A 22,968-nucleotide genomic window follows, 5' to 3' on the forward strand; every position below is an offset into this window, starting at 1 on the left:
TTTAGTTTCACATCATCCAGCCGTTGCTTTACCGGCTGACCTATGAATGAAGAAAATACCGGCCTGTCCGCCCAAGAGGCGTTGACCATCGAACATGTCCGGGCCGCGGCCGAGCGGATCAAAGGGGCGGTCGTCCGCACTCCAACACTGCACAGCCAGACACTGTCCTCGATAACCGGCGCGGAAATCTGGCTCAAGTTCGAAAATTTGCAGTTTACAGCAGCTTATAAAGAGCGCGGCGCTCTCAACGCGCTCACCATGATGGACAAGGACAAGCGTGAACGCGGCGTTATTGCCGCATCGGCGGGAAACCACGCCCAAGGGCTAAGCTATCACGGAACCCGGCTGGGCGTACCCGTCACCATCGTAATGCCGCGCACCACGCCCAGCGTAAAAATTATGCAGACCGAAAGCGTCGGCGGCAAAGTCGTGCTGGAAGGCGAGACTTTCGACGATGCCTATGCCCATGCCCGCAAACTTGAAAAAGAACTGTCGCTGACCTTTGTGCATCCCTTCGATGATCCCGACGTGGCGGCCGGCGCGGGAACCGTCGCGCTCGAGATGCTGGAAGATGTTCCCGGGCTGGACACGCTGGTTATCCCGATTGGCGGCGGGGGGCTGATGTCGGGCTGCGGCACGGCTGCCAGAGGTATCGACCCGGAAATCGGGCTGGTCGGGGTCGAGGCCAGACTGTTTCCGTCGATGTATTCACGGCTGAACGGTGAAGATCTGCCATGCGGCGGCGATACGTTGGCCGAAGGCATCGCGGTGAAGGAGCCGGGCACATTCACTTCCGAAGTGATCGAGCGACTGGTGGATGAAATCGTGCTGGTGGACGAACCCGCGCTGGAAAAGGCGGTATCACTGCTGCTGCAGATCGAGAAAACCGTAGTCGAAGGCGCCGGTGCGGCCGGGCTGGCGGCGGTTCTGGCCAATCCGGGGAAATTCACTGGCAAGAAACTGGGCATTGTCCTGTGCGGCGGGAATATCGATGCCCGTCTGCTGGCCAACGTATTGCTGCGCGATCTGGCCCGTTCCGGGCGACTCGCCCGCTTGCGTATCACGCTTCAGGATCGGCCGGGTGCCTTGTTCAAAGTGATGAAGGAGTTTGATGCGCATGACGTGAATATCGTTGAAATTTATCATCAACGAATTTTTACGACTCTGCCCGCGAAAGGTTTGATCACCGATATAGAATGTGAAGCGCGCGATGCAGATCAGCTAAATCAACTGGTCAAGGCATTGAGAGAAAACAATTATAAGGTAAGTCTGGTCGAATTGAACTAGTTACTGCCGGCCACCGGACGCCGGTTCAACTGTGCAAAGTAAGGCCTGCTTAAGCATGTATTGTGGTTAAAGGCCTTTCACCAACCCGCTCGGCAATGCATAATCGCTTGATAACAGCCTGGTCGGCATGAATTTGCTGCCCCGAACAAGGATTTTGCCCCAGCCGTGACGGCCCCAGTACGCTTTCCTAGGTTTTTTGTGACGAGTCCGGCGCCTTGTCCGTATCTCCCTGAACGGGAGGAACGGAAAGTCTTCACCGAACTGAAGGGCCCGCACGCCGATGCGCTCAATGATGCATTGGGCCGGATCGGCTTCCGGCGTAGCCAGACCGTCGCGTATCGCCCCAGCTGTATTGGCTGTCAGGCCTGTATTTCCGTGCGCGTGGCTGCGAAGGAATTCATGCCTTCTGCCACCCAGCGCAAGAATATGCGCCGGAACATGGATCTTATCACAACCGAATGCCGCCCCTGGGCAACCGATGAACAATTCGAACTGCTGCAGAAATATCTTGGCGTGCGCCATCCCGGCGGCGGCATGACGTCGATGGATGAAATTGATTTTGCGGATATGGTGGAACATACGCCGGTATCCAGTTATGTGATCGAATATAGAGAACCTTCTGATGGGGAAGTGCCTGGCCGGCTTGTCGGTGCGTGCCTGACTGATCGGCAGGGTGACGGGTTGTCGATGATCTACAGTTTCTATGACCCGGAACATTCGGAACGATCGGGTTTAGGCAATTACATTATTCTGGACCATCTCCGCCGTTCGGCAGAACAGGACCTGTCCTATGTCTATCTGGGATATTGGGTCGAAGGCTCTGCCCGGATGCAATACAAGGTCCGTTATCGCCCGCTTGAAAAGCTCGGCCCTGACGGCTGGCAGCGTATGTCGGCAGACGAGCAGGGCGCACTTATCGCCCGCGCCACTGCGCCGCGTACCAGATCGGTCACGCAGCCTGACGGTAGCGCCAAGGACGGGGTGCCCGGCGGGCAGCAGCAATACAGGCTTGCCGACTAAGCTTTCGTTCAAAGCATCGTTGCGCTTCACCGCCGCGATGGCGGCGGCCGCAATATTGTGGCCGGAAAAATCGTTTGCACAGGATATCGATGCGCCCGCTAGTCTGGAAGATCTGATTCCGGACAGCGCTGTCGAAAACCCGGAGGACTGGGCAAATGACGGGGTCGGCCAACCTGCACCAGGCGAAGCGGAAAGCGAGATTCCGGACGAACTGGAAGCGGAATCGCCGCTGGCAGAACTGCCCGACATTGCTTTGCCATGGCCGGACGAGATAGATCTGCCGCAGCTGGCTCCGCTGGAGCCGGACGAGCAGGTTGAATATGCAGCGATAGAAAGTGAGCTGCTGGCACCTTTGCCCGGGGCCGATCTGGCGCGCATTTCCAGCGAGCTTGTGCTGGCATTTCCCGGCACCACCGAGGCATTCCCGATCAGGGATGAATTTGTCGGACGGTTCAATTCTCTGTCCGCCATCGAAGAACTTTCGAGCGGCGATGCCAATCTGGCGCTGCTCGGGGCAAGGGCGCGCAGCGATCAGGCGTTGCTGCAGCGTTTGCTGCAGATATACGGCTATTACGACAGTCAGGTCATCCGCACGATTGGCGGAGCCGCGCCCGGCGAAAATCAGACCGCCGGAAGAGCGGAGGTTCGGTTCGATATATTGCCCGGAGCGCGTTACCGGTTCGGCGCGGTCGATCTGGGCAATCTCGACCTTGCACCTGACTATGCCGCCTTGCGGCAGGCGTTCGAAATCCGGCCGGGCGATCCCTTGTCCAGTGATGCAATCGTCACCGAACGGTATGATCTGGATCTCGCGCTGGGGGAGACCGGCTACGCATTTGCGACAATCGAAGAACCTGAACTTTTGATCGACCACGCCCGGTTGGAGGGGGATCTGACCCTGAAGGTCGCGCCCGGCGGAAAATATCTGTTCGGTGAAGTCATTTCCAGCGATCCCGAATTCCTGTCAGGCCAGCATCTGGGCACAATCGCGCGGTTTGAACGGGGCGATGTCTTCAAGCGTAGTCTGTCGCTCGATCTGCGCCGGGCGATAACCGCGACGGGCCTGGTGTCCGGGGTTACACTCACCCCGCGCGAAGTCACGCCGCCAACCGGCGACCAGCCCGGCGTGGTGTCACTCGATGCCGAAATTACCCGCGCCCCGGTGCGCACGATTGCCGGCGCAATCGGTTACGGTTCGGAAGAAGGGTTCCGGCTGGAAGCGAGCTGGGAACACCGGAACTTCTTCCCCCCCGAAGGCGCGCTGAAGTTTCGCGGGATTGCGGGGACGAGGGAACAGCTCGCCGGGATTACCTTCCGCCGCAACAACCTCGGCGGCCGCGACCGGATTTTGAATGCAGACCTTTACGCCTCGACAATCGACAGCGATGCTTTCGACGCCCGAACGGCCGCAGCCGTTGTAAGTTACGGGCGGGCTTCCACGCTGTTGTTTCAAAAACCGCTGAGCTGGAGCATCGGGGCAGAAGCTGTCGCGTCGAGCGAACGGCCGCAAGACATTGGCGGTGTGCGGCAGGACCGCAGCACCTATTTCGTTTTCGCTTTGCCCTTTTCGGCCCTGATCGACACATCGGATGAACTGCTTGACCCGTCATCCGGCTTCAGGTTGGGCGGAAGGGTCTCGCCCGAAATTTCGCGCACCGGCGGGACCGAAAGTTTTTATCTCCGCAGTCAGATCGATGGCACTTACTATCAAAGTATCGGCCGCTCCAAAACCCTGGCAGCCCGCTTCCGGCTGGCTGCAATACCCGGCACGGATATCAACAACATCGCCCCTTCAAGGCGGCTATATGCGGGCGGCGGCGGTTCTGTTCGCGGTTACGGATACCAGGCCATCGGGCCGCGGGACACAATCGGTGAACCGGCTGGCGGGCGCAGCCTGTTTGAACTTTCTGCCGAAGCGCGCATTCGCACGGGCTTGTTTGATGGTGCCGTATCGATCGTGCCGTTTATCGATGCCGGCTCGGTTGGCCGGCGCAGCTTCCCCGATCTGGACGTGGTGAAAGTCGGGGTGGGGGTCGGGATGCGGTACCACACCGGGTTCGGGCCGATCCGCATCGATGTCGGCGTGCCGCTCAATCCCGAGCCGGGCGATAGTCCGGTGGCGGTGTATGTCGGGCTGGGTCAGGCTTTCTGATGGCCGACTTGCCGCCAGTAGACCCGAAGGAGCAGAGCGAACCGGCAAAGGTTGTTGGCGGAAGAAAATGGCGGGCCGGCAAGTGGGTCCTACGCGTGTTGACCGGATTGGTTTTGCTGGCCGGTATCGCGTTTGCAATATTGAACAGCCCGATCGGTCAACGCTTCGTCACCGACCAGATTGCCAAGGCGGCGCCCGCTTCGGGCCTGCGTATTGCAATCGGCAGGATCGACGGGGATTTGTACGGCGCCGCGACGCTGCATGATGTCACTTTGTCCGATCCGAAGGGACCGTTCCTGACAATCCCGAGGGTGGAACTGGACTGGCGGCCATTCAACTGGTTCACCAGCGGGCTCGATGTGCGAAAACTTGTTACTCATCGCGGAACCTTGTTGCGGCTTCCCGAACTCGAGCCGGGCGATCCCGACGCCCCTGTTCTGCCGGATTTCGACATTCGGATCGACAAGCTGGAAGTCCGTAATCTGAAACTGGCTGCCGGTGTGGCCGGCAAACAGGCCCAGCTGCTTAACCTGTCGGGCAAAACCGACATTCGTGACGGGCGGGTTTATGCCAGGGCCAATGCCCGGCTGGGCGATCAGGACCGCCTTTTTGCCCTGATCGATGCTGAACCGGATGCCGACAAGTTTGACCTGAAACTTGATTACCGGGCCCCGGCTGGCGGTGCGCTGGCGACAATGATCGGCACACCGGATGGATATCGCGCGCGGGTTTTCGGGGATGGCAGCTGGACCAGTTGGGACGGCGGCATTTTCGTGACCCGTAGCAAGCAACGCTTTGCTTCGCTCGCGCTTGCCAATCGCAGCGGGTTATATTCGGTTGTCGGACAGGCCTATCCTGGAAAAACGCTGTCAGGCGTGGCCGGTAAATTGGCGGGCGAAACAATCTCCGTCGCGGCCAACGGCACATTTGCACAAAGTGTCCTTGACGGAAATCTGGAGATGGTCAGCGCGGCGATGCGGCTGAAAGGTGCCGGCACCGCAGACCTTGCCAACAACGCATTCGGCGATTTCACATTCAAGGCTGTGTTGACCGATCCTGCAGCGTTCGGGCCGGCCCTGACGCTCGGTAATACCAGTCTTTCCGGGACTCTGGATGGAAAGTTTCGCAATCTGAAAGTTGTTCACCAATTGGCAATCGGGAATCTCGTGGCCGGAAACTGGCGGATTTCGGACATTACCCAGCAGGGGACCGCAACATTTGACGGGCTCCGCTGGGCCATTCCGCTCAATACCGGGATTGCGAAACTGGTGACGGGCAACGGGATTGCCGATCCGCTGCTTGCAAACGGTACATTGGGTGGCAGAATTGTTTATACTGGCGGACGGCTGTTGTCGGATAATCTTGCAGTCCGGTTCCCTACGGCAAACGCGACGCTGGCATTAAACGGAGATATCGGACGGGGCGCATATGCTTTGGCCGGCCCGCTTACAGTCAAGGGATTGCGGCTTGATGATTTGGGTACGGTCAACGCAGCCGCGAAAATACGCTTCAGCGTAGCCACCGGCGTCCCGTGGACATTGCGGGCCAATTTCAGTGGTCGGATGCCGACGGTAACCAATGCGACACTGGCAAATCTTGCGGGCAATAATATAACCTTCCGCGGCGGGACTACGCTGGGCGGCGGGCGAAGCCTGGCGTTCAACGACCTGCGGGTTGATGCCAGCAAGCTTTCGCTGAACGTCGATGGCCACATTGCCAAAGGTTCGACCACCGTGGCAGGTAACGGCAAGCATATCGATTATGGCCGCTTTACGGTCGAAGGCGAATTGGCCCGCGACGGACCCCGCGCCGTGTTGGTGTTTGCCAGCCCGTTGCCCGCAGCAGGGCTGGTGGATGTGCGGGTGGCGCTTTCGCCCATTGAAAACGGTTTCGCGGTCGAAACAAGCGGCAACTCCCTGCTCGGTACATTTGATGGCAATTTGAAGCTGTTCGCGCCGGCAAATGGTCCGACAAGGGTGTCGATCGCGCGGTTGAGTGTGTGGAAGACCGACGTTACCGGCGATGTGACCCTGCGTGATGCCGGTGCCAGCGGGACCCTTGCTCTGGCCGGCGGCGGTCTGGACGGAACAATCGATTTCTCGCCGCAGTCGGGCGGTCAGGCTTTCGACGTCAGTTTATTGGCCAGCCGCGCCAGTTTTGGCGGCAATACGCCGCTATCGATTGCCAGCGGACGCATCCAGGCCCGGGGATTACTGGTCGGTGGCAACAGCACGATTGACGGCGAAGCGTTTGCACAGGGCGTCAGTTACGGAAAAATCTTCATCGGCAGGCTGGCAGCACGCACGAAATTGCAAAACGGGCGCGGCGACTTTACTGCCTCATTGGCGGGGCGCAGGGGCAGTCGCTTCAATCTGCAATTGCAAGGCAATGTCGCCCCGGAGCGGGTTGCCGTGGCAGCCAGAGGCGATTTCGCCGGTCGGCCTGTAGTGATGCCGCGCAGGGCCGTGCTGGTGCGGCAGGATGACGGCGGATGGTTGCTGCGCCAGACACAGATTTCCTATGGTGACGGTATCGCGATTGCCGAAGGACGATTTGGCGGCACCCGGGCTGGCGAACTAAATCTGAAATTGGCGGATATGCCATTGTCACTGGCAGATATCCTGGTCGCAGATGCGGGGCTGGGCGGTACGGTGTCCGGACTTGTCGATTTCCGCACGAACGCCAGCGGTATCCCGGTTGGCGAGGCGCGGGTCCAGATCGCCAACCTGACCCGTTCGGGACTGGTGTTATCGTCCCGTCCGGTTGATGTGTCACTTGTATCGCGGCTTGCGCCAGATCGCCTGGCAGCCCGCGCGGTCATCAATGAGGGCGGCAAACGGCTCGGGCGTTTCCAAGCAACCATTACCGGACTTGCGCCTGGCGGCGCCTTGATCGACCGGCTTGATGCCGGAAACCTGTTTGCCCAGTTGCGTTATGCCGGGCCGGCCGACGCGCTTTGGCGGCTGGCGGCGATCGGTGCTTTTGACCTGACAGGGCCGGTAAATGTGGCGGCGGATATTCGCGGCACATTACGGTCGCCAAGCGTTCGCGGTTCGTTGGCGAGCAACAATTTGCGCTTGCAAAGTTCGCTGTCGGGAACCGATATCTCCAAAATCAGGGCACGCGGAACATTTGCCGGGTCGGTCCTGCGGCTGACCGGCTTTTCCGGCCAAGCCCCCAATGGCGGGAAGGTCAGCGGAAGCGGGACAGTCGATCTGGCCGGACTGGGGCCGCGCGGCCCGAAAATCGATTTGCGGGCAGCAGCAAGCAATGCCCGGCTGCTGGACGGAAAGGGCATCAGCGCCACGATCAGCGGCCCGTTACGCATTGTCTCGAATGGCATCGGGGGAACGATTGCAGGGCGGGTCAGGATAAACCAGGCCGCCTGGAAGCTGGGTACAGCGGAAGAAACCACCAAACTGCCCAATATCAGAACACGCGAGGTCAATACGCCGCTGGATGTCCAGAGCCGCAGCACTGCCCGGCAGCCATGGCGTTATCTGATCGACGCCAGGGGACCCGGCCGTATTGATGTCGATGGTTTGGGTTTGGACAGTGAATGGGGCGCCAACATCGTCTTGCGCGGAACCACCGATGACCCGCGCATCGGCGGTGAAGCCAATGTCGTGCGCGGGTCGTACAATTTTGCAGGCACGCGGTTTGAATTGACCCGCGGCATCATCGATTTCGACGAAACCGTGCCGGTTGATCCCCGGCTCGACATTCTTGCCGTTTCCGAGCCAACGGGACTGGATGTTCAGGTGGCTGTAACCGGCAGCGCGCGGACGCCCGAAATTGCGTTCAGTTCCGTCCCGTCGCTGCCGGAGGAAGAACTTCTTGCGCGTTTGTTGTTCGGCGGATCGATCACATCGCTATCGGCAACCGATGCGGTCCAGTTGGGGGCTGCTCTGGCATCGTTACAGGGCGGTGCAGGTATCGACCCGATCAACAGCCTGCGAACAGCCATCGGGCTGGACCGGCTCAGGATCGTCGGTGCCGATCCCGCGCTCGACCGCGGAACCGGCATTGCTCTGGGCAAAAATTTCGGGCGCAGGTTCTACGCTGAAATCATCACCGATGGACGCGGTTACAGTGCTACCGAACTCGAATTCCGGATTACCGGCTGGCTATCGCTATTGGCCAGTGCATCGACCATCGGCCGCGAGCGCGCGGAATTCGAAGTCAGCAAGGATTATTAGGCGGCCGGCGCATCCAGTACGGCTAGATCCTTCAGCAATCCGTCGATCGGGATAGCGACACCATTTGCGGCTTCCATCGAAGTGCCCGAAAGGCGGGCTGATTTGCCATCCGCGCTGGTGGCGACAATATCCTCCCCATCGCGCGAGAATGTCAGAATTCCGCCATCCATGGTCGCCATTTCAATCGATTTGGTATCGCCCGACAAGGCAGTTTTTATCGTTTCCAAGGTCATGTAACCCGGAACGATATGACCGCGAAGCATGGCCACCACAGCAGGCCGGTTTTCGGCGGACGACAGGTTCTCCTGCACCCCCTCCATACCTTCGAATGCGGCATCTTCCGGCGCGAAAATAGTATAGTTGCCCACCCCGTCAAAAACGGGCGCCAGTTCTGTATCGGACAGCGTACGCGCAACCAGCGTGATGTCGCTTGCCCTGGATAATAGCCCTGCCAGGTTATCGTCCGTGACACTGTTTGCTTGCGTGCCCGGTTCTGACGAACAGGCGGATAGCGGGATTATGGCCGCGGCGAGAGAGGCTGCAAGCAGCCGTTTCGTGAAAGTCATCGGGCTTTCTCCGTAAATATCGAAAAGGTTAGATCAACAGTTCAATGGCTGCCGCCACAAGGCGCGTTTCGGGATCAATTCGGTAAACATAGCCATCGCTGTATCGGTAGTTGCCTTCCGGCCCATCACGATAACGGTCCTGATAGGATCTCGGCACATTATATGCGTCATAGCCGCGCGGTGCAGGCTGGCCGATTGCAAATTCGTTACCTGTAAGAAGGGCGGCAACGGATGTTATCGCTGCAGTCTCGGGATTGATCCGGTAAATGACATCATCGGCATAGCGATAGCTGTTACGGTCGCCCAGACCGAAATAATTTTCATAGTAATCGGGTACACGCTGCGGCGCATAATAATCAGGCCATTGATTACCGATTGATAGCGCGCCGCCTAGCAGGGGTATGAACCCGCCTATGCCGCCGCCAGAGCCGAGCCGGACCAGAAATCCGTCGTCATAGAAATACCGTCCATCGCGGCGTTCGTTGAAGCCAAAGAAATCCGGTGAGAAAGACCGCTTCTTGGCGAGGCCGGGCGGGGTGCAGCCGTTCTGTTTCTTTGCCAGTCCTGGCGGGCACCCGTCAAAAACGCGCGTGTCCCTGCGTGTGTCAAAGATGCCGTAACGGTCGCCGCTGCGGATATCGACCCTGAGATCATCCCGGTCGTACCGTTCACCCTTGTCTTTGATTTTGTCCTTGATTTTGCCGTTGCCGGTCTTCGCGCCGCGATCAGCGTACTTGTCAACGCGAACATCGGCGCGCTCAAAACCGGCACTGTTGCTGCGTACGGAGCGTTCATTGCCGCGTTGCTTCTGGCCGTCCTGCTCCCGTGATTGCTGTTTCTGGCTGTTCCCGCGCTTTTCAGCCTTGTCGGGCCCTTTTTCACCGCCGCGAGCTTTTTCGCTTCGTTCGGGGCGATCCTTGCCGCCAGAGTTGCCTTTGTCATTACCGTTGCCATTCTGGGCCAAAGCCGGTGCAGCGAAAACGGCGATCGCTGCGATGCTTGTCATAAAACGACGCATTTCAAATCTCCTATTGCTTACGAACGGCGAAGTGTGGGCGATGGTTCCGCGGTTTTGGACTATATTCTCCCCCTCAGACCAGTGACTTGTAAAGACTGGCTTCCGCGCTGCGCCTTCGTGCCAGGCCTTTCAGCACTTGGCCCGATGCCCTGTTCCAGCGGGCAAATTGCGCGGCTGCACCATCATAATCCTGTGTCAAATGCCTGCGCGTCAGCGTTGCGCGGGCAATGGCCCCCGTATTGTAATGAAAGGATACCAGGGCATCGAACTGCGCCTGCGATGTCGGCGTGCTGCCGATCGCCTGTGTAACCTCGCGAGCGTATTTTTTCAGGTCCGCCGCAAGACGGGCGTCGCATTCTTCCTGCGTCCAGACGGTTTCAGGGCCAATTTCGCGTCCGGTAGCGCCCCAGCCGATTGTCCATGGTTCGGCGCCGCTGGCGGGATCGGGATAGGCCTCGACCAACCCGTCAGCCCGTTTGCTGGCGCAGCCTTCGAACCGTTTGATAAGGGCGATACCTTGCGCGCTGACAGCACGGCCCTCATTCGCCGCGACAGCCGCGCAGCGGGAAGCGTCACCCGCATCGCAATCCAGCGCCATATCGAGGCGTTCGACTTCGCTCTGGTGGAAACCCCGACCAAGCATCTGGCGGATAACTTCGAACACCGCTTTACGCGGCTGAAAGCTCATCGCGGCACCTGCAAATCGCAGGCGCGCTCTGCATTGGCGGCGCGCCGGTTTTCCTGGATTTGCTGGACGGCACAGGACATGAAATATCTGCGTCCTTCCATTTCTTCGTCCTTGGCCAACTGCCATTTCGCCAGTCCGTCAACGTTGAATTCGATGGCGGATAGCCGCTGTTCGATATCGGCCAGAGAGTTTCGGATCGCGGTATTGTTGCGCTCGGTCGGAATGTCGGCATTCAGTGCCAGATTGCCGCTGCTGGTCAGCGCAGCTATGACCACTCCGGTCACGATAAGCGCGTCCTTGTATTTTGCGGTAAATTCGCCGAGCAGGCCGGAAGAAGCGTTGTTCATCGCCGCACCCCACTGGATAATTCAGGATTTTTCATCAGTCACCTCGGGTTGGATTCGAGGTGATGCAACTAGACAGCAAAAGACCGTGTAGGAAAATAGTTTCTGATCGGCGGGCAGGATCCTGGAGCGTCCAGAAGGCGCGAACAAGCCGGGACCGGTTCGAAAAAATCGCTGCCAAACCACGGAAAAGGGGGCGCCCGGATCGCTCCGGACGCCCCCCTCGGTGATCAGCGGACCGTAATCAGGCCGCCATGCACAATCAAGCGCTGTAATACATATCGAACTCGGCAGCCGATGGTGTCGTATCGACACGCAACACTTCTTCCCATTTCAATTCGGCATAGGCATCGATCTGTTCCTTGGAGAACACGTTGCCCTGCAGCAGGAATTCGTGATCGTCTTCGAGAGCTTCGAGTGCTTCACGCAGCGAACCACATACGGTCGGCACATCGGCAAGTTCGGCCGGCGGCAGATCATAAAGGTTTTTGTCCATCGCTTCGCCCGGATGGATCTTGTTCTTGATCCCGTCGAGGCCGGCCATCAGCAGCGCGGCATAACACAGATACGGGTTGGCCATTGCGTCAGGGAAACGGAATTCGACGCGTTTGGATTTATCGCCTGCCCCGTACGGGATACGGCATGAAGCAGAGCGGTTGCGGGCCGAATAAGCCAGCAATACGGGCGCTTCGAAACCGGGGACCAGACGTTTGTAGCTGTTGGTGGTCGGATTGGTGAAAGCGTTCAGCGCCTTGGCGTGTTTGATGACCCCGCCGATATAATACAGGCAATTGTCGGACAGTCCGGCATAACCGTTTCCGGCGAAGGTCGGCTTGCCGTTTTCCCAGATCGACATGTGCGTGTGCATACCGCTGCCATTATCGTCCTTGATCGGCTTGGGCATGAACGTCGCGGTCTTGCCGTAAGCGTGGGCAACCTGATGGACGACGTATTTGTAAACCTGCATCCGGTCGGCCGTTTCCACAAGCGTTCCGAACGTCAGACCCAGTTCGTGCTGCGCTGCGGCCACTTCGTGGTGATGCTTGTCGCAAGGCAGACCCATTTCGATCATGGTGGCGACCATTTCGCCGCGAATATCGACCGCACTGTCAACCGGTGCAACCGGGAAGTAACCGCCTTTTGCGCGAGGGCGGTGAGCCAGATTTCCGCCCTCATATTCCCGGCCCGTGTTGGTCGGCAGCTCGATATCGTCGATCCGGTAGCCTGATGCGGCGTAACCATCTTCGAAGCGCACATCGTCAAACATGAAAAACTCGGCTTCCGGGCCGACATAGATCGTATCGCCGACACCAACCGACTTGAGAAATTCTTCTGCGCGTTTTGCGGTCGAGCGCGGATCGCGGCTGTAGAGTTCACCCGTCGATGGTTCGACAATGTCACAGCAAATGATCAGCATCGGCGTGGCGCTGAAGGGATCGACATACACCGCATCGAGATCAGGCTTGAGGATCATGTCGGATTCGTTGATCGTTTTCCAACCGGCGATGGACGATCCGTCGAACATCAGACCATCTTCGAATTCGTCTTCGCCCATGATATTGGCCACCATGGTCAGGTGCTGCCATTTACCTTTCGGGTCGGTGAAACGAAGATCGACCCATTCGATTTCTTCGTCCTTGATGCGTTTGATTAGGTCTTTTGCATTCGACATGTCGGTAATATCCCTTGGATGTAAGTGGATTGAACAATTGCCCGTGCAGGCATGGACTAGATAGCGTCGTCGTTTTTCTCACCGGTACGGATACGCATGGCGCTTTCGATGTTGGTCACGAAAATCTTGCCGTCGCCGATGCGTCCGGTTTGCGCGGCGGCGGCGATCGCTTCGACCACACGTTCCGCGATGCCTTCCTGTACAACGACTTCGAGTTTTACCTTGGGCAGGAAGTCCACGACATATTCCGCCCCGCGATACAGTTCCGTGTGCCCCTTCTGGCGGCCAAACCCCTTGGCTTCGGTAACGGTGATGCCCGAAACGCCAATTTCGTGAAGCGATTCCTTCACTTCATCCAGTTTGAATGGCTTGATGATGGCTTCGATTTTTTTCACGTTTGACTGGCCCCTCACACACACGGCCGGACCTATTGCGCCCGACGCGCCGGTGCGCTGTCTGACTTAGATCCGGCGTTTCATTTTTGCCTACGGCAAATAGTATTCAAGTCTCGTGCCAAGCTGGCGGAAACTAGCAATTTCGCCATAAACTGCCGCTAGCCACAATCAATCGGCGTCGGCCGAACTTGCGGCTGCCCTATCGTTAGGCAGCATCCTGCCCGATTATTGGGCAGTAAGCGTGAGACCTGCTGTCTCGTCAAGCCCCAGCATCAGATTTAGCGACTGGACTGCGGCCCCGCTCGCACCCTTGCCCAAATTGTCCAGCACCGCGACCAGCACCGCTTGTCTGCCATCCGCGCTGCCCAGCACGTGCAGACGCATCCCGTCCCACGCACCGGTTTCTTCGCAAAGCAGGATTTCGCCGTCATCGGGCGCATCACCCACGGTGATGACGCGTGATCCCATGTAAAACTGCGCAAGCGCGCTCCGCATTGCACCGGCATCGGCGGTGGTTTCATCCAGCGCGACGGGTATTTGCACGACCATCCCGCGGTGGGCACGAATGACGGCAGGCATGAAAATCGGACATTGCGTCAACCCTGCGTGGACCTTCATTTCGCCAAGATGTTTGTGGTCTAGCGTCAGGCCGTAGCCGCGCCAGCCAATCGCGCGGTCCTGTGCAAACCGTTCGATCAGGGCCTTGCCGCCGCCAGAATATCCCGAAACCGCGCTGATCGCATAGGTCCGGTCAGCCGGCAGCATTCCGGCCTTGACCAGTGGTGCGACCAACGCGAGAAAACCCGTCGGATAGCAGCCCGGATTGCTGACCCGCTTTGCCGCGGCGACGACATCTCGGCCGATAATTTCGGGAAATCCGTATGTCCAACCGTCATGTGTCCGGTGCGCGGTGGATGCGTCGATGATGCGGGTGGCGGGATTGGCTATCAGACCGACAGCCTCGATCGCAGCGTCATCCGGCAGGCACAGAATTGCGACATCAGCATCGTTCAATGCCGATCGCCGTGCATTGGTGTTTTTGCGGTCAGCCTGGGAAAGCGTGATCAACTCAAATTCGCCGCGCTGCGACAGCCTGTCTGCAATTTCGAGACCGGTCGTGCCAGCACCGCCGTCAATGAAGATGCTGAACGTCACTCGAAATCGCCGAGCTGCTCCAGCCTGACCCAGCCTGACGGACCTTCGGCGCCCAACGCGCCCCATCCCCAGCTGCCTTCTATGTCGAGCAATTCGAAGATGGTGCCCGCTGCCAATTGTGTAACCACGGGGCTGCCCGTGTCCGGCTTGATTTGCAATAGTGCACCGCCTTCAGCAATGACACGGGGCTGAGGGACGGCATAGTGGGGTACGAAATATCGTCCCGCGAGCCCGATATGCGCAAGGTCGCCGCGAATGGCGAGCGTGCCGGGCACAGGGCGTGACTGCGGGCCAGACAACACCAGCGGGCCTTTTGGCGCGTCGTAAGAAGTGTTGTCAGTCACGAAAAGCTGTTTTCCCCATTGATCTGCGGGCCACCTGTAGCGGGTAAAAGTTGGCAGCACGTTACGCGCAAATGCGCTTTAGGCGTCACCGTAACGCGATTGCAACATATGCCACGCGGCACGCAGGCCCAATGCTTCGCCGCCGGTTGGCCGGCCAGGTTTTGCAAAAGGCCGCCAGGCGAACGTATCGAAATGCGTCCAATCAATACCTTCGCCGACAAACCGGTCCAGAAACAGGCCTGCAACGCTGGCCCCCGCATAGGGATTGGACTGTGCATTGTTGGTATCGGCAATGTCGGATTTGAGATATTCACGGTAACTTTCCGGCAGCGGCAGCCGCCACACGTCATCATCAGTGGCGAGGCCGGCATCGACAAATGCCCGCGCCGTATCGTCGTTGCGGCACATCATCGCCACCAGATCGGGCCCCAGCGCAACGCGCGCTGCACCGGTCAAGGTTGCAAAATCGATCATGAGATCGGGCTTGTCCTCGCTCGCGCGGGTGAGCGCATCACCCAAAATCAAGCGGCCTTCTGCATCGGTGTTACCGATTTCCACGGTGATACCCTGGCGGCTTTTCAGCACATCACCGGGGCGGAATGCGTTTGATGAAATGGCGTTTTCGACAGCAGGCACCAGCAGATGGAGCCGCACCTTCAGGCCTGCACCCATGACCAGTCCGGCCAGTGCGAGCGCGTGTGCGGCACCGCCCATATCTTTCTTCATCAGTTTCATTCCGGCAGCCGATTTGACATCGAGACCGCCCGAATCGAAACACACACCCTTGCCGACAATCGCCAGCTTGGGATGTTTTTCATCACCCCATTCCAGGCGCAGCATTCGCGGCGCGTGATGGCGGCTGGCCGCACGGCCAACCGCGTGGACCATCGGATATTCCTGCTCCAGCGCATCGCCTTTGGTGACGGTCAGTTCCGCCCGGTAAGTCTTTGCGAGCGCTTCCGCTTCCGCCTCGAGCGCAGCAGGACCCATGTCTTCGGCTGGGGTGTTCACAAGGTCGCGGACCTTTGCGACTGCGGCTGCTTCGGCAATGGCCGGTTCGACGGATTTCGCTTCTTTGGTCAGCAATATTCGCGGTCCGACCGTGTCATCTTCGCTGAGGTAGCGGTCGAACCTGTATTGTGCGGTTTGCCAGCCCAGTTTTGCCGGGCCGGGTTCGCCCGAGGCAAGGCGGTATGTCCCGGCGGGCAGAACTTCGCCAAGTTTTGCCAGGCACCAGCTGGATAACTCCGCCGGATTGGCGACGCCGCCAACGGCAAACCAGCCATCCCCGTCGGGAACGATGGCGGTCTGATAGCCTGATCCGTCAAACCTTTGTGCATCGAGCGCGGCGCGCTGACCGGACGACAGGGTTTTGGCCCATGCAGCAAATCCCTCCTTGTCGATCAAGTGGATGGATACCGCATCCTGGCCGCGGTCTGGTTCGATCATTGCGTGTTTTTTACTCATCAGGGCCCTTTGCCCCAGACGAGCCGGTTGCGCGAGGGGCAAAGTGAATTTACCGGCGATGCAGTCCTGTCTCGCATTTTCGCACAATCATCGCTACATGCCGGGGCATGATGGATTATCAGACAGTCACAGACGGCGAGACAGTGCTGCGCGACGGCACGATCAAATTGCACGGGGCCGAAGGGTTTGACGGAATGCGCAGGGCGGGCAAACTTGCCGCCAGCATTCTCGACCACCTTGTCGATGTTGTGAAACCGGGCGTTTCGACCGCCGCGATCGACGACATCGTGCGCCAGATGATGCTGGATGGCGGCGCGGTTCCCGCAACGCTGGGGTACCGTGGTTACACGCACAGTTGCTGTATTTCGATCAACCATGTGATCTGCCACGGCATTCCGTCGGACAAGCAACTCAAAGACGGCGATATCGTGAACATCGATGTCACGCCGCTGCTGGATGGCTGGCACGGTGATACCAGCCGGATGTATCTGGTGGGCGATGTATCGTTGAAGGCAAGGCGGCTGGTCGAAGTCACGCACAAATGCCTGATGCTGGGTATCGAGAAAGCGCAGCCCGGTGCACGGCTGGGCGATGTCGGCGCGGCGATCCAGGAATATGCCGAAAGTTTCCGTTACGGTGTGGTGCGCGAATTTTGCGGCCACGGCCTGGGCCGCTTGTTCCACGATGCGCCCGAGGTTGTTCACGCCGCCCGCGCCGGAACCGGCCCCGAACTGCGCCCGGGTATGTTCTTCACCATCGAACCCATGATCAACACCGGCAAGCCGCATGTGAAACTTTTGCGCGACGGCTGGACCGCGGTGACGCGTGACAAATCGCTCAGTGCACAGTTCGAACATTCGATCGGTATCACCGAAACGGGCAACGAGATTTTCACGCTGAGCGAAAAGGGTCTGCACCGGCCCGGGTTCGACTAACCTTCGCGCGCTGCCCTGATCGCCGCACCTGCGGCAAACGGGGCGATAGCCATCAGCAACAGACTGAACGCGCCGGCCAGTGCGATGCCGCTGTAATTTGCGGTTTCGAGACTGCCCGCGCCGAACACCAGGATCGGCACGGCGAGCGGGATGACCATCATCCCGGCCAGCGCCGTACTGGCGCGGAAACTGGCCGTAAGCGCCGCAATCACCAATCCGATTGCAGCAAGGCCGGGTGTGCCGGCCAGCAATCCCAGCAGCAGAAAATGCAGGGTCGGCCCATTAAGCCCGAGCAAGGCTGCGGCCGGAAACGCTGCCAGGATCAGCGGCGGGCCAAAGCCGAGCCAATGGGCAAACAGCCGCGATGCCATTGCCGCCTCGTCGGAAATTCCGCGCAGGAAAAACTGGTCGAACACCCCGTTTTCAAGATCCGGCGCAACCAGACGGTCAAGCGGCAGCAGCGCGGCGAGCAGCGCGGCAATCCATGCGGTGCCGCCGCCCGTGCGGGCAAGCAGCGCCGGCTCCGGCCCGACAGCGAAGGGGTAAAGCATCGCCACGGCCAGAAAGAACAGCACCGGCAGCACGCTGCCCCCGCGCTTGCCGCCCGGCATCAGCACGGCAACATCGCGTTTGAATATTTGCCACAGCGCGCCGGTCATGATGCAAATCCGGTCAGGTCCAGCCGCTGCATATTCTCGAGCGCAAACGGCTGGTGCGAAGCGATCACGGCAATACCGCCCGCCATGCAGTGATCGGCCACAAGTCTTTCGACGATCGCGACCGCATCCGTGTCGAGGCCGTTGAGCGGTTCGTCGAGCAACCAGACAGGTGCCCGCTGTGCAGCCATCCGCGCAATCGCGGCGCGCTTTCGCTGGCCGGTGGACAGGAAGCGGACGGGCACGTCCATCAATTCGCCCAGCCCAAACGTTGCGCTATCTGCGGGACTTCCATCCACCTTGTTCCAAAAGGCCAGCGCCCCGCCAAGCGTGCGATATTCGTCAAGCGCGGCATGATCGTCGAGCAATGCGGTCCCGCCGGCACGCTGAACCGCCCCCTCATAGGGGCGTAGCAATCCGCCAAGAATACGGATCAGGCTGGATTTGCCGATCCCGTTGGGGCCCGCGATATGCAGCGCATGGCCGCCCACCAGCGCAAGATCCACGCCCGCAAACAGCAACCGGTCGCCGCGGCGGCAGGCGATTTTGCTGGCGGTGAGAGTGCAGGCTTGCATGGCGCAAGCGGTTAGGCGAAAGCGTGGCGGCTAACAAGGAGAGCGCAATGTCTATCGAAAAGCTGAGTGATGCCGAGCGTGACGCGATGCTGGCAGAATATCCCGGCTGGACCCTGCGCGGCGATGCTGTGGCTATCGAGCGCAAGTTTGAATTTTCCGATTTCAGCGAAGCCTTTGCCTTCATGACCCGCGTCGCGCTTCTGGCTGAAAGCCAGGATCACCATCCCGAATGGTTCAACGTCTATAACCGTGTGGACATTACGCTGACCACGCATGATGCGGGCGGCCTGTCGGCGCGCGACGCGGCGATGGTCAAATCAATCGAGGCGCTGCTTTAACGCGGTCAATCGTCAAGCGGGCCCTGCGTGCTGCGAATTTGCTTGCGCAGCCGCCCGGGCATCCAGCGTGCCGCAAAGGCCAGGCTTTTTGCAGTCTTGCCGACAGGTGTATGCAACTTATCGCCGTGAACTGCATTCCAGGCCGCTTCGGCCACTTCGGCGACCGGGGTTATTTCCAGACCGCTTGCCTTCACCCGCTCGCGCACGCCGCTGTTGGTATGCGCGTTGATCGAGAGATCCAGCAGCGGTGTGTCGATGAAACTGGGCATCAGCGAACGCACCTTGATGCCGTCGGCCAGCCATTCCGCATCAAGCGATTCCGTAACCGCGCGAACACCGAATTTCGTCGCGCAATATACTGAACCGCCCGGCGAACCATAGATACCAGCGGCGCTGGCGGTGTTGAGCAGGCACGATCCCGGTGCGGTCTTTCGAAGGTGCGGATAGACCGCTTGCGCGCCAAACATCACGCCTTTCAGATTTATGTCGAGGCAGCGCTCGATTTCCTCGGGTGAGTTTTCGGCGAGTGGCCCGCCGATGGGAATTCCGGCGTTATTCGCCATCACATCGATCCGGCCGCCAGCTGCGGTCGAGAAAGCGTCCAGTGCCTTTTCCCATGCGGCGCGGTCGCGGACGTCGAATTTGTGCGAATAATGGTATCCGCCGGGCAGCAGGCCTTCGGTTTCCTTCATGCCGGCCGCGTCAATATCACCCAGCCCGATGAACCAGCCGCGTTCGCCGAAATACCGGGCAATTGCGCGGCCGATGCCGGAGCCGCCGCCAGTGATGAAAATTGCCTTGCGGTCCGTCATGATATTCCGATCCAAAAGAAAAGCCGCGCGCAGGACTAGCTGCGCGCGGCCTTGATGTCAGTAGCTGAGTTTGCCTGAGAATTCAGCCTCCGGTCGCTTCGCGAAGTCCCTGCACGAAGTCCGCGCCCTCGATGATCTGTGCGGTCGAATTCTTGACCGTGTTGCCAATCGGTTCCGCACGTCCGCCAAGACAGGTTGCGAGAAAGTTTTCGGTCACAGCGTTAAAGGCGATGTTATTGGCCGGTTTGGCAAAGCCATGCCCTTCGTCGGGATAAAGCACGTAAGTCACCGGAATGCCCTTGGCTTTCATGGCTTCGACAATCTGGTCGCTCTCTGCCTGGTTGACGCGGGGATCGTTGGCACCCTGACCGATCAGCAGCGGTTTGGTGATCTTGTCGGCGCTGTTAAGCGGGCTGCGCTCCTTCAGCATCGCAAGGCCTTCAGGCGTATTGGGATTACCCATCCGTTCGTGGAATTGCGCGATCATCGGCTCCCAATATGGCGGGATCGTCGCGAGCAATGTCTCGAGGTTGGACGGGCCGACGATATCCACACCGCAGGCAAATTCTTCGGGCGTGAAGGTCAGGCCAGCCAGCGTGGCATATCCGCCATAAGACCCGCCCATAATCGCGACCTTGTCATCCATGGTCACACCCGATGCCACGGCATAATTCACCGCATCGATCAGATCGTCGTGCATCTTTTTGCCCCATTCGAGGTCACCGGCAGAGATGAACTCCTTGCCAAAACCTGTCGAGCCGCGGAAGTTCACACTCATGACGGCATAACCGCGATTGGCGAGCCATTGGTGATATGGGTTAAAGCCATATCCATCGCGTGCCCATGGGCCGCCGTGGACCAGCAGAACCATCGGCACCGGCGCATCGGGCACGCCGTCGGCATTGCTGTCGCTGCCCGGCGGAAGCGTCAGATAGCTGGGCAGGGTCAGGCCGTCCCGGCTCTTGATTTCAAGCCCGTACATCGGCTGGAGCGGGGCACCCTCCAGATCAGGCCGCGTCATGTAAAAATCGCTCAGCGTGCGGGCCTTGCGGTCATAAAGATAGACCTTGCCCGGGGTGGTGAGCGGATCGTTCCAGACCACCCATTTGTCGTCGGCCTTGGTGCGTGACGATACGCCAAAGTCGCCTTCGAACTTGCTGTCGAGCCAATCGAGCGACGCTTTCACCTCGGGATCGGTCGCGGTCCATTCGGTGCGCAAATAGGTGATGCTGGTGGCTTCGATTTCGCCGGTCACCGGATCGGACATGGCGCCGCCGATATCGGCCTTGTCGCTTTGAGCCAGAACGGTTTTCTTGCCGGTTGCAACATCTTCGGCAATCAGCGCGGCCGTGTTCCGGCCGCGGCTGTCGATCCAGTACATGGTTTTGCCGTCACTGGTAAATCCGGCGGGCTGGGTGGTCAGCGAATCTGCCAGACCCGTGCTTTCCGAAGCCTCGTCGGCAACGACACCATCGGTAATTTTGTAGAAATCCATGCCGCCGGCCGGATTGGGCTTCAGCGCCATCCTCAGGTTTAACAGATCGTCGGCGAGAAATCCGGCGAAACCATCATTCTGCATTACAAGTTTCAGCTGTCCCGTTGTCAGGTCGAGCAGATGGACATCGTGCAGGCGCGGATCACGGTTGTTTACGCCAACCAGCATTTTATCGGGATAGGCAATTGACGTTCCGACAACCTGCACCCGCGTATTTTCGAACGGCGTAAGCGTGCGCTCCTCGCCGCTGGCAATATCGATGCCGTAAAGCAGGAAGTTCTCGTCGCCGCCCTTGTCCTGGACATAAAGCAGGTTTTTGGAATCGCCGGACCAGAAATACTGCCGGATCGGCCGGTCGGTTGCGTCTGTCATAACCTTGGCCGAACCAAGGTCGTCAGCCGGCGCAAGCCAGACATTCATCACATCGTCCTGCGGGGCCAGCCAGCTTACCCATTTGCCATCGGGGCTGAGCTTTCCGGAAGATCGGGTGGGGTTACCGAAAAGGACTTCACGCGGGATAAGTGCCGCTTGTGCCGCGGGCGTTGAAGTCACGTTATTGCTTGCTGTCATGGCACCTTCGTTTGTCGAATATGTTGAACACCCTGCGGTCAGACCTGCTGCAAGTGCAGCAAGCGCAACAGAGCGAAAGATTTTTGCGGAAACTGGCATAATTCATCCTCCCCTATGGCTGTGTTATCAGCGCAATACACATATCGTTATGAGATGGCAAGATTATGACATCAGGGCACTTTGTCAAAGCGCAGGATTGTCATAAGCGTGCCAGGTCAGGATGGCGACCGAACCGCGGTGCGGCGACCACGCCTGCGCCAGCGTGCGGGCCTCGTTCTCGGACGGACGTTCAGGCAGGCCCAGCATCGTATGCAGAGCAGCCTGCACCGCCAGATCGCCGGCTGGCCAGATATCCGCGCGCCCTTCTGCAAACAGCAGATAGATTTCGGCAGACCACCGGCCGATGCCCTTGATCCGCGTAAGTTGTTGGACCGCGTCCTCATCACTTTGCGGCAAGTTGTCGATGTCCAATTCGTCATCGACCACCAGTTCGCATAATGACCGGGCATAACCTTGCTTCTGGCGCGACAGGCCGCAGCCGCGCAGGGCGTCGAAATCTGCATCCAGCAAGTCCTGCGGCGGTATATCTTCGCCCAGCAGACCTTCCAGCTTGTTCCAGACCGATGCTGCCGAGGCTACGCTGACCTGTTGCCCCACGATGGTGCGCAGCAAGGTGCGATAGCCGGTCGGGCGGATGCGCGGTTCGGGATAACCGACCCGCTCGATCACCGCGGCGAACTTCGGCTCGATTTTGACGACAGCATCCAGCCCGTCGCGGATTTGCTGCTTGCTCAGCGCCATAAATGTCTTTCTCCCGGCAAAATGTCTGCCTTGCCAAACCCGGAACGCAGTGCTTAACAGCCCGCCGAACAGGCCGATAGGGCCGACCAAAAGGAATTGCGCACCATGCCCAGATTAGTCGTCACCAACCGCGAAGGTGTCGAAACCGAAGTCGAGGTCGAAGACGGTCTGACCGTGATGGAAGCAATCCGCGACAACGGCTTCGACGAATTGCTGGCGCTGTGCGGCGGCTGCTGTTCCTGCGCCACGTGCCATGTTCTGATTGATCCGGCTTTCTCCGACAAACTGCCCGCGATGACGGAAGACGAAGACGATCTGCTGGAAAGCAGCGACCACCGCGGCGCCACCTCGCGGCTGGGTTGCCAGGTTCCTTTCACGGCAGAACTTGACGGTTTGAAGGTGACGATTGCGCCGGAAGACTGAATTGTCGGCGTGATAGGCCAATTGCGTTGCGATAATCGCGGCCGGGTCCTATTTCG

At 59.3% G+C, this 22,968-nt stretch carries 21 protein-coding genes; 7 read left to right on the forward strand and 14 right to left on the reverse strand.

Annotated elements, in window-relative coordinates:
- Nucleotides 1-42: 42 nt before the first annotated feature.
- The 4 genes from WFP06_RS03580 to WFP06_RS03595 all read left to right on the forward strand — a co-directional run bounded on the left by WFP06_RS03580 (nucleotide 43) and on the right by WFP06_RS03595 (nucleotide 8,658).
- Nucleotides 43-1,287: a threonine ammonia-lyase gene (locus tag WFP06_RS03580; RefSeq protein WP_336985873.1), complete on the forward strand. Its 1,245-nt coding sequence runs from the start codon at nucleotides 43-45 to the stop codon at nucleotides 1,285-1,287.
- A gap of 165 nt (nucleotides 1,288-1,452) precedes the next feature.
- Nucleotides 1,453-2,307 carry an arginyltransferase gene (locus WFP06_RS03585; protein WP_336985874.1) on the forward strand — a complete coding sequence of 285 codons (855 nt, stop codon included), beginning with the start codon at nucleotides 1,453-1,455 and terminating at the stop codon, nucleotides 2,305-2,307.
- Between the two features lie 37 nt (nucleotides 2,308-2,344).
- The gene (locus WFP06_RS03590) at nucleotides 2,345-4,459 is read left to right on the forward strand and encodes an autotransporter assembly complex protein TamA (RefSeq protein WP_336985875.1); all 2,115 of its coding nucleotides are present in this window, start codon (nucleotides 2,345-2,347) and stop codon (nucleotides 4,457-4,459) included.
- Complete coding sequence (locus WFP06_RS03595) at nucleotides 4,459-8,658, forward strand: translocation/assembly module TamB domain-containing protein (protein ID WP_336985876.1); 4,200 nt, start codon at nucleotides 4,459-4,461, stop codon at nucleotides 8,656-8,658. Before WFP06_RS03590 ends, WFP06_RS03595 begins: the two co-directional genes overlap by 1 nt.
- On the opposite strand, the gene WFP06_RS03600 is transcribed toward WFP06_RS03595, so the two are convergent.
- The 9 genes from WFP06_RS03600 to WFP06_RS03640 form a co-directional block, all read right to left on the reverse strand.
- Nucleotides 8,655-9,224, reverse strand: a complete 570-nt coding sequence (locus tag WFP06_RS03600; protein WP_336985877.1) for a fasciclin domain-containing protein — start codon at nucleotides 9,222-9,224, stop codon at nucleotides 8,655-8,657. The genes WFP06_RS03595 and WFP06_RS03600 overlap by 4 nt on opposite strands.
- Nucleotides 9,225-9,252: 28 nt before the next feature.
- Complete coding sequence (locus WFP06_RS03605; protein ID WP_336985878.1) at nucleotides 9,253-10,242, reverse strand: hypothetical protein; 990 nt, start codon at nucleotides 10,240-10,242, stop codon at nucleotides 9,253-9,255.
- Between the two features lie 73 nt (nucleotides 10,243-10,315).
- Nucleotides 10,316-10,930, reverse strand: a complete 615-nt coding sequence (locus tag WFP06_RS03610) for a lysozyme (protein ID WP_336985879.1) — start codon at nucleotides 10,928-10,930, stop codon at nucleotides 10,316-10,318.
- Nucleotides 10,927-11,277, reverse strand: coding sequence for a hypothetical protein (locus WFP06_RS03615; RefSeq protein ID WP_336985880.1), 351 nt, complete (start codon nucleotides 11,275-11,277; stop codon nucleotides 10,927-10,929). The genes WFP06_RS03610 and WFP06_RS03615 overlap by 4 nt, the downstream gene beginning before the upstream one ends.
- A 259-nt stretch (nucleotides 11,278-11,536) precedes the next feature.
- Nucleotides 11,537-12,946 carry a type I glutamate--ammonia ligase gene (gene glnA, locus WFP06_RS03620; protein ID WP_336985881.1) on the reverse strand — a complete coding sequence of 470 codons (1,410 nt, stop codon included), beginning with the start codon at nucleotides 12,944-12,946 and terminating at the stop codon, nucleotides 11,537-11,539.
- Between the two features lie 56 nt (nucleotides 12,947-13,002).
- Complete coding sequence (locus WFP06_RS03625) at nucleotides 13,003-13,341, reverse strand: P-II family nitrogen regulator (protein WP_336985882.1); 339 nt, start codon at nucleotides 13,339-13,341, stop codon at nucleotides 13,003-13,005.
- 225 nt (nucleotides 13,342-13,566) lie between these two features.
- Entirely contained in the window at nucleotides 13,567-14,496 is a 930-nt protein-coding gene (gene argC, locus WFP06_RS03630) for an N-acetyl-gamma-glutamyl-phosphate reductase (RefSeq protein ID WP_336985883.1), read from the reverse strand.
- Nucleotides 14,493-14,840, reverse strand: coding sequence for a hypothetical protein (locus WFP06_RS03635; RefSeq protein WP_336985884.1), 348 nt, complete (start codon nucleotides 14,838-14,840; stop codon nucleotides 14,493-14,495). Before WFP06_RS03635 ends, argC begins: the two co-directional genes overlap by 4 nt.
- A gap of 78 nt (nucleotides 14,841-14,918) precedes the next feature.
- Complete coding sequence (locus WFP06_RS03640; RefSeq protein ID WP_336985885.1) at nucleotides 14,919-16,307, reverse strand: leucyl aminopeptidase family protein; 1,389 nt, start codon at nucleotides 16,305-16,307, stop codon at nucleotides 14,919-14,921.
- Between the two features lie 107 nt (nucleotides 16,308-16,414).
- On the opposite strand from WFP06_RS03640, the gene map reads away from it, so the two are divergent.
- A complete protein-coding gene (gene map / locus WFP06_RS03645) occupies nucleotides 16,415-17,242 on the forward strand; it encodes a type I methionyl aminopeptidase (protein ID WP_336985886.1) in 828 nt (275 codons plus the stop codon).
- On the opposite strand, the gene WFP06_RS03650 is transcribed toward map, so the two are convergent.
- On the reverse strand, nucleotides 17,239-17,901 hold the full coding sequence (locus WFP06_RS03650) for a heme exporter protein CcmB (protein ID WP_336985887.1): 663 nt from the start codon (nucleotides 17,899-17,901) through the stop codon (nucleotides 17,239-17,241). The two genes, map and WFP06_RS03650, sit on opposite strands and share 4 nt — an antisense overlap.
- The gene (ccmA, locus tag WFP06_RS03655; RefSeq protein ID WP_336985888.1) at nucleotides 17,898-18,473 is read right to left on the reverse strand and encodes a heme ABC exporter ATP-binding protein CcmA; all 576 of its coding nucleotides are present in this window, start codon (nucleotides 18,471-18,473) and stop codon (nucleotides 17,898-17,900) included. Before ccmA ends, WFP06_RS03650 begins: the two co-directional genes overlap by 4 nt.
- A gap of 47 nt (nucleotides 18,474-18,520) precedes the next feature.
- Between ccmA and WFP06_RS03660 the strand changes: the two genes are divergently transcribed.
- Nucleotides 18,521-18,811: a 4a-hydroxytetrahydrobiopterin dehydratase gene (locus WFP06_RS03660; protein ID WP_336985889.1), complete on the forward strand. Its 291-nt coding sequence runs from the start codon at nucleotides 18,521-18,523 to the stop codon at nucleotides 18,809-18,811.
- 5 nt (nucleotides 18,812-18,816) lie between these two features.
- Here WFP06_RS03660 and WFP06_RS03665 read toward each other — a convergent pair whose 3' ends face one another.
- From WFP06_RS03665 to WFP06_RS03675, 3 genes are all read right to left on the reverse strand, one after another.
- Nucleotides 18,817-19,623, reverse strand: a complete 807-nt coding sequence (locus tag WFP06_RS03665) for an SDR family oxidoreductase (RefSeq protein WP_336985890.1) — start codon at nucleotides 19,621-19,623, stop codon at nucleotides 18,817-18,819.
- A gap of 82 nt (nucleotides 19,624-19,705) precedes the next feature.
- Complete coding sequence (locus WFP06_RS03670; protein ID WP_336985891.1) at nucleotides 19,706-21,787, reverse strand: alpha/beta hydrolase family protein; 2,082 nt, start codon at nucleotides 21,785-21,787, stop codon at nucleotides 19,706-19,708.
- An 84-nt stretch (nucleotides 21,788-21,871) separates the two neighbouring features.
- Nucleotides 21,872-22,489: a DNA-3-methyladenine glycosylase family protein gene (locus WFP06_RS03675; RefSeq protein ID WP_336985892.1), complete on the reverse strand. Its 618-nt coding sequence runs from the start codon at nucleotides 22,487-22,489 to the stop codon at nucleotides 21,872-21,874.
- Nucleotides 22,490-22,594: 105 nt separating this feature from the next.
- Between WFP06_RS03675 and WFP06_RS03680 the strand changes: the two genes are divergently transcribed.
- Nucleotides 22,595-22,912 (forward strand): 2Fe-2S iron-sulfur cluster-binding family protein, encoded by a 318-nt coding sequence (locus WFP06_RS03680; RefSeq protein ID WP_336985893.1) that lies wholly within the window; start codon nucleotides 22,595-22,597, stop codon nucleotides 22,910-22,912.
- Nucleotides 22,913-22,968: the final 56 nt, after the last annotated feature.

It is taken from the genome of Altererythrobacter aquiaggeris (assembly GCF_037154015.1).
In the GTDB taxonomy this organism is placed as follows: domain Bacteria; phylum Pseudomonadota; class Alphaproteobacteria; order Sphingomonadales; family Sphingomonadaceae; genus Aestuarierythrobacter; species Aestuarierythrobacter aquiaggeris.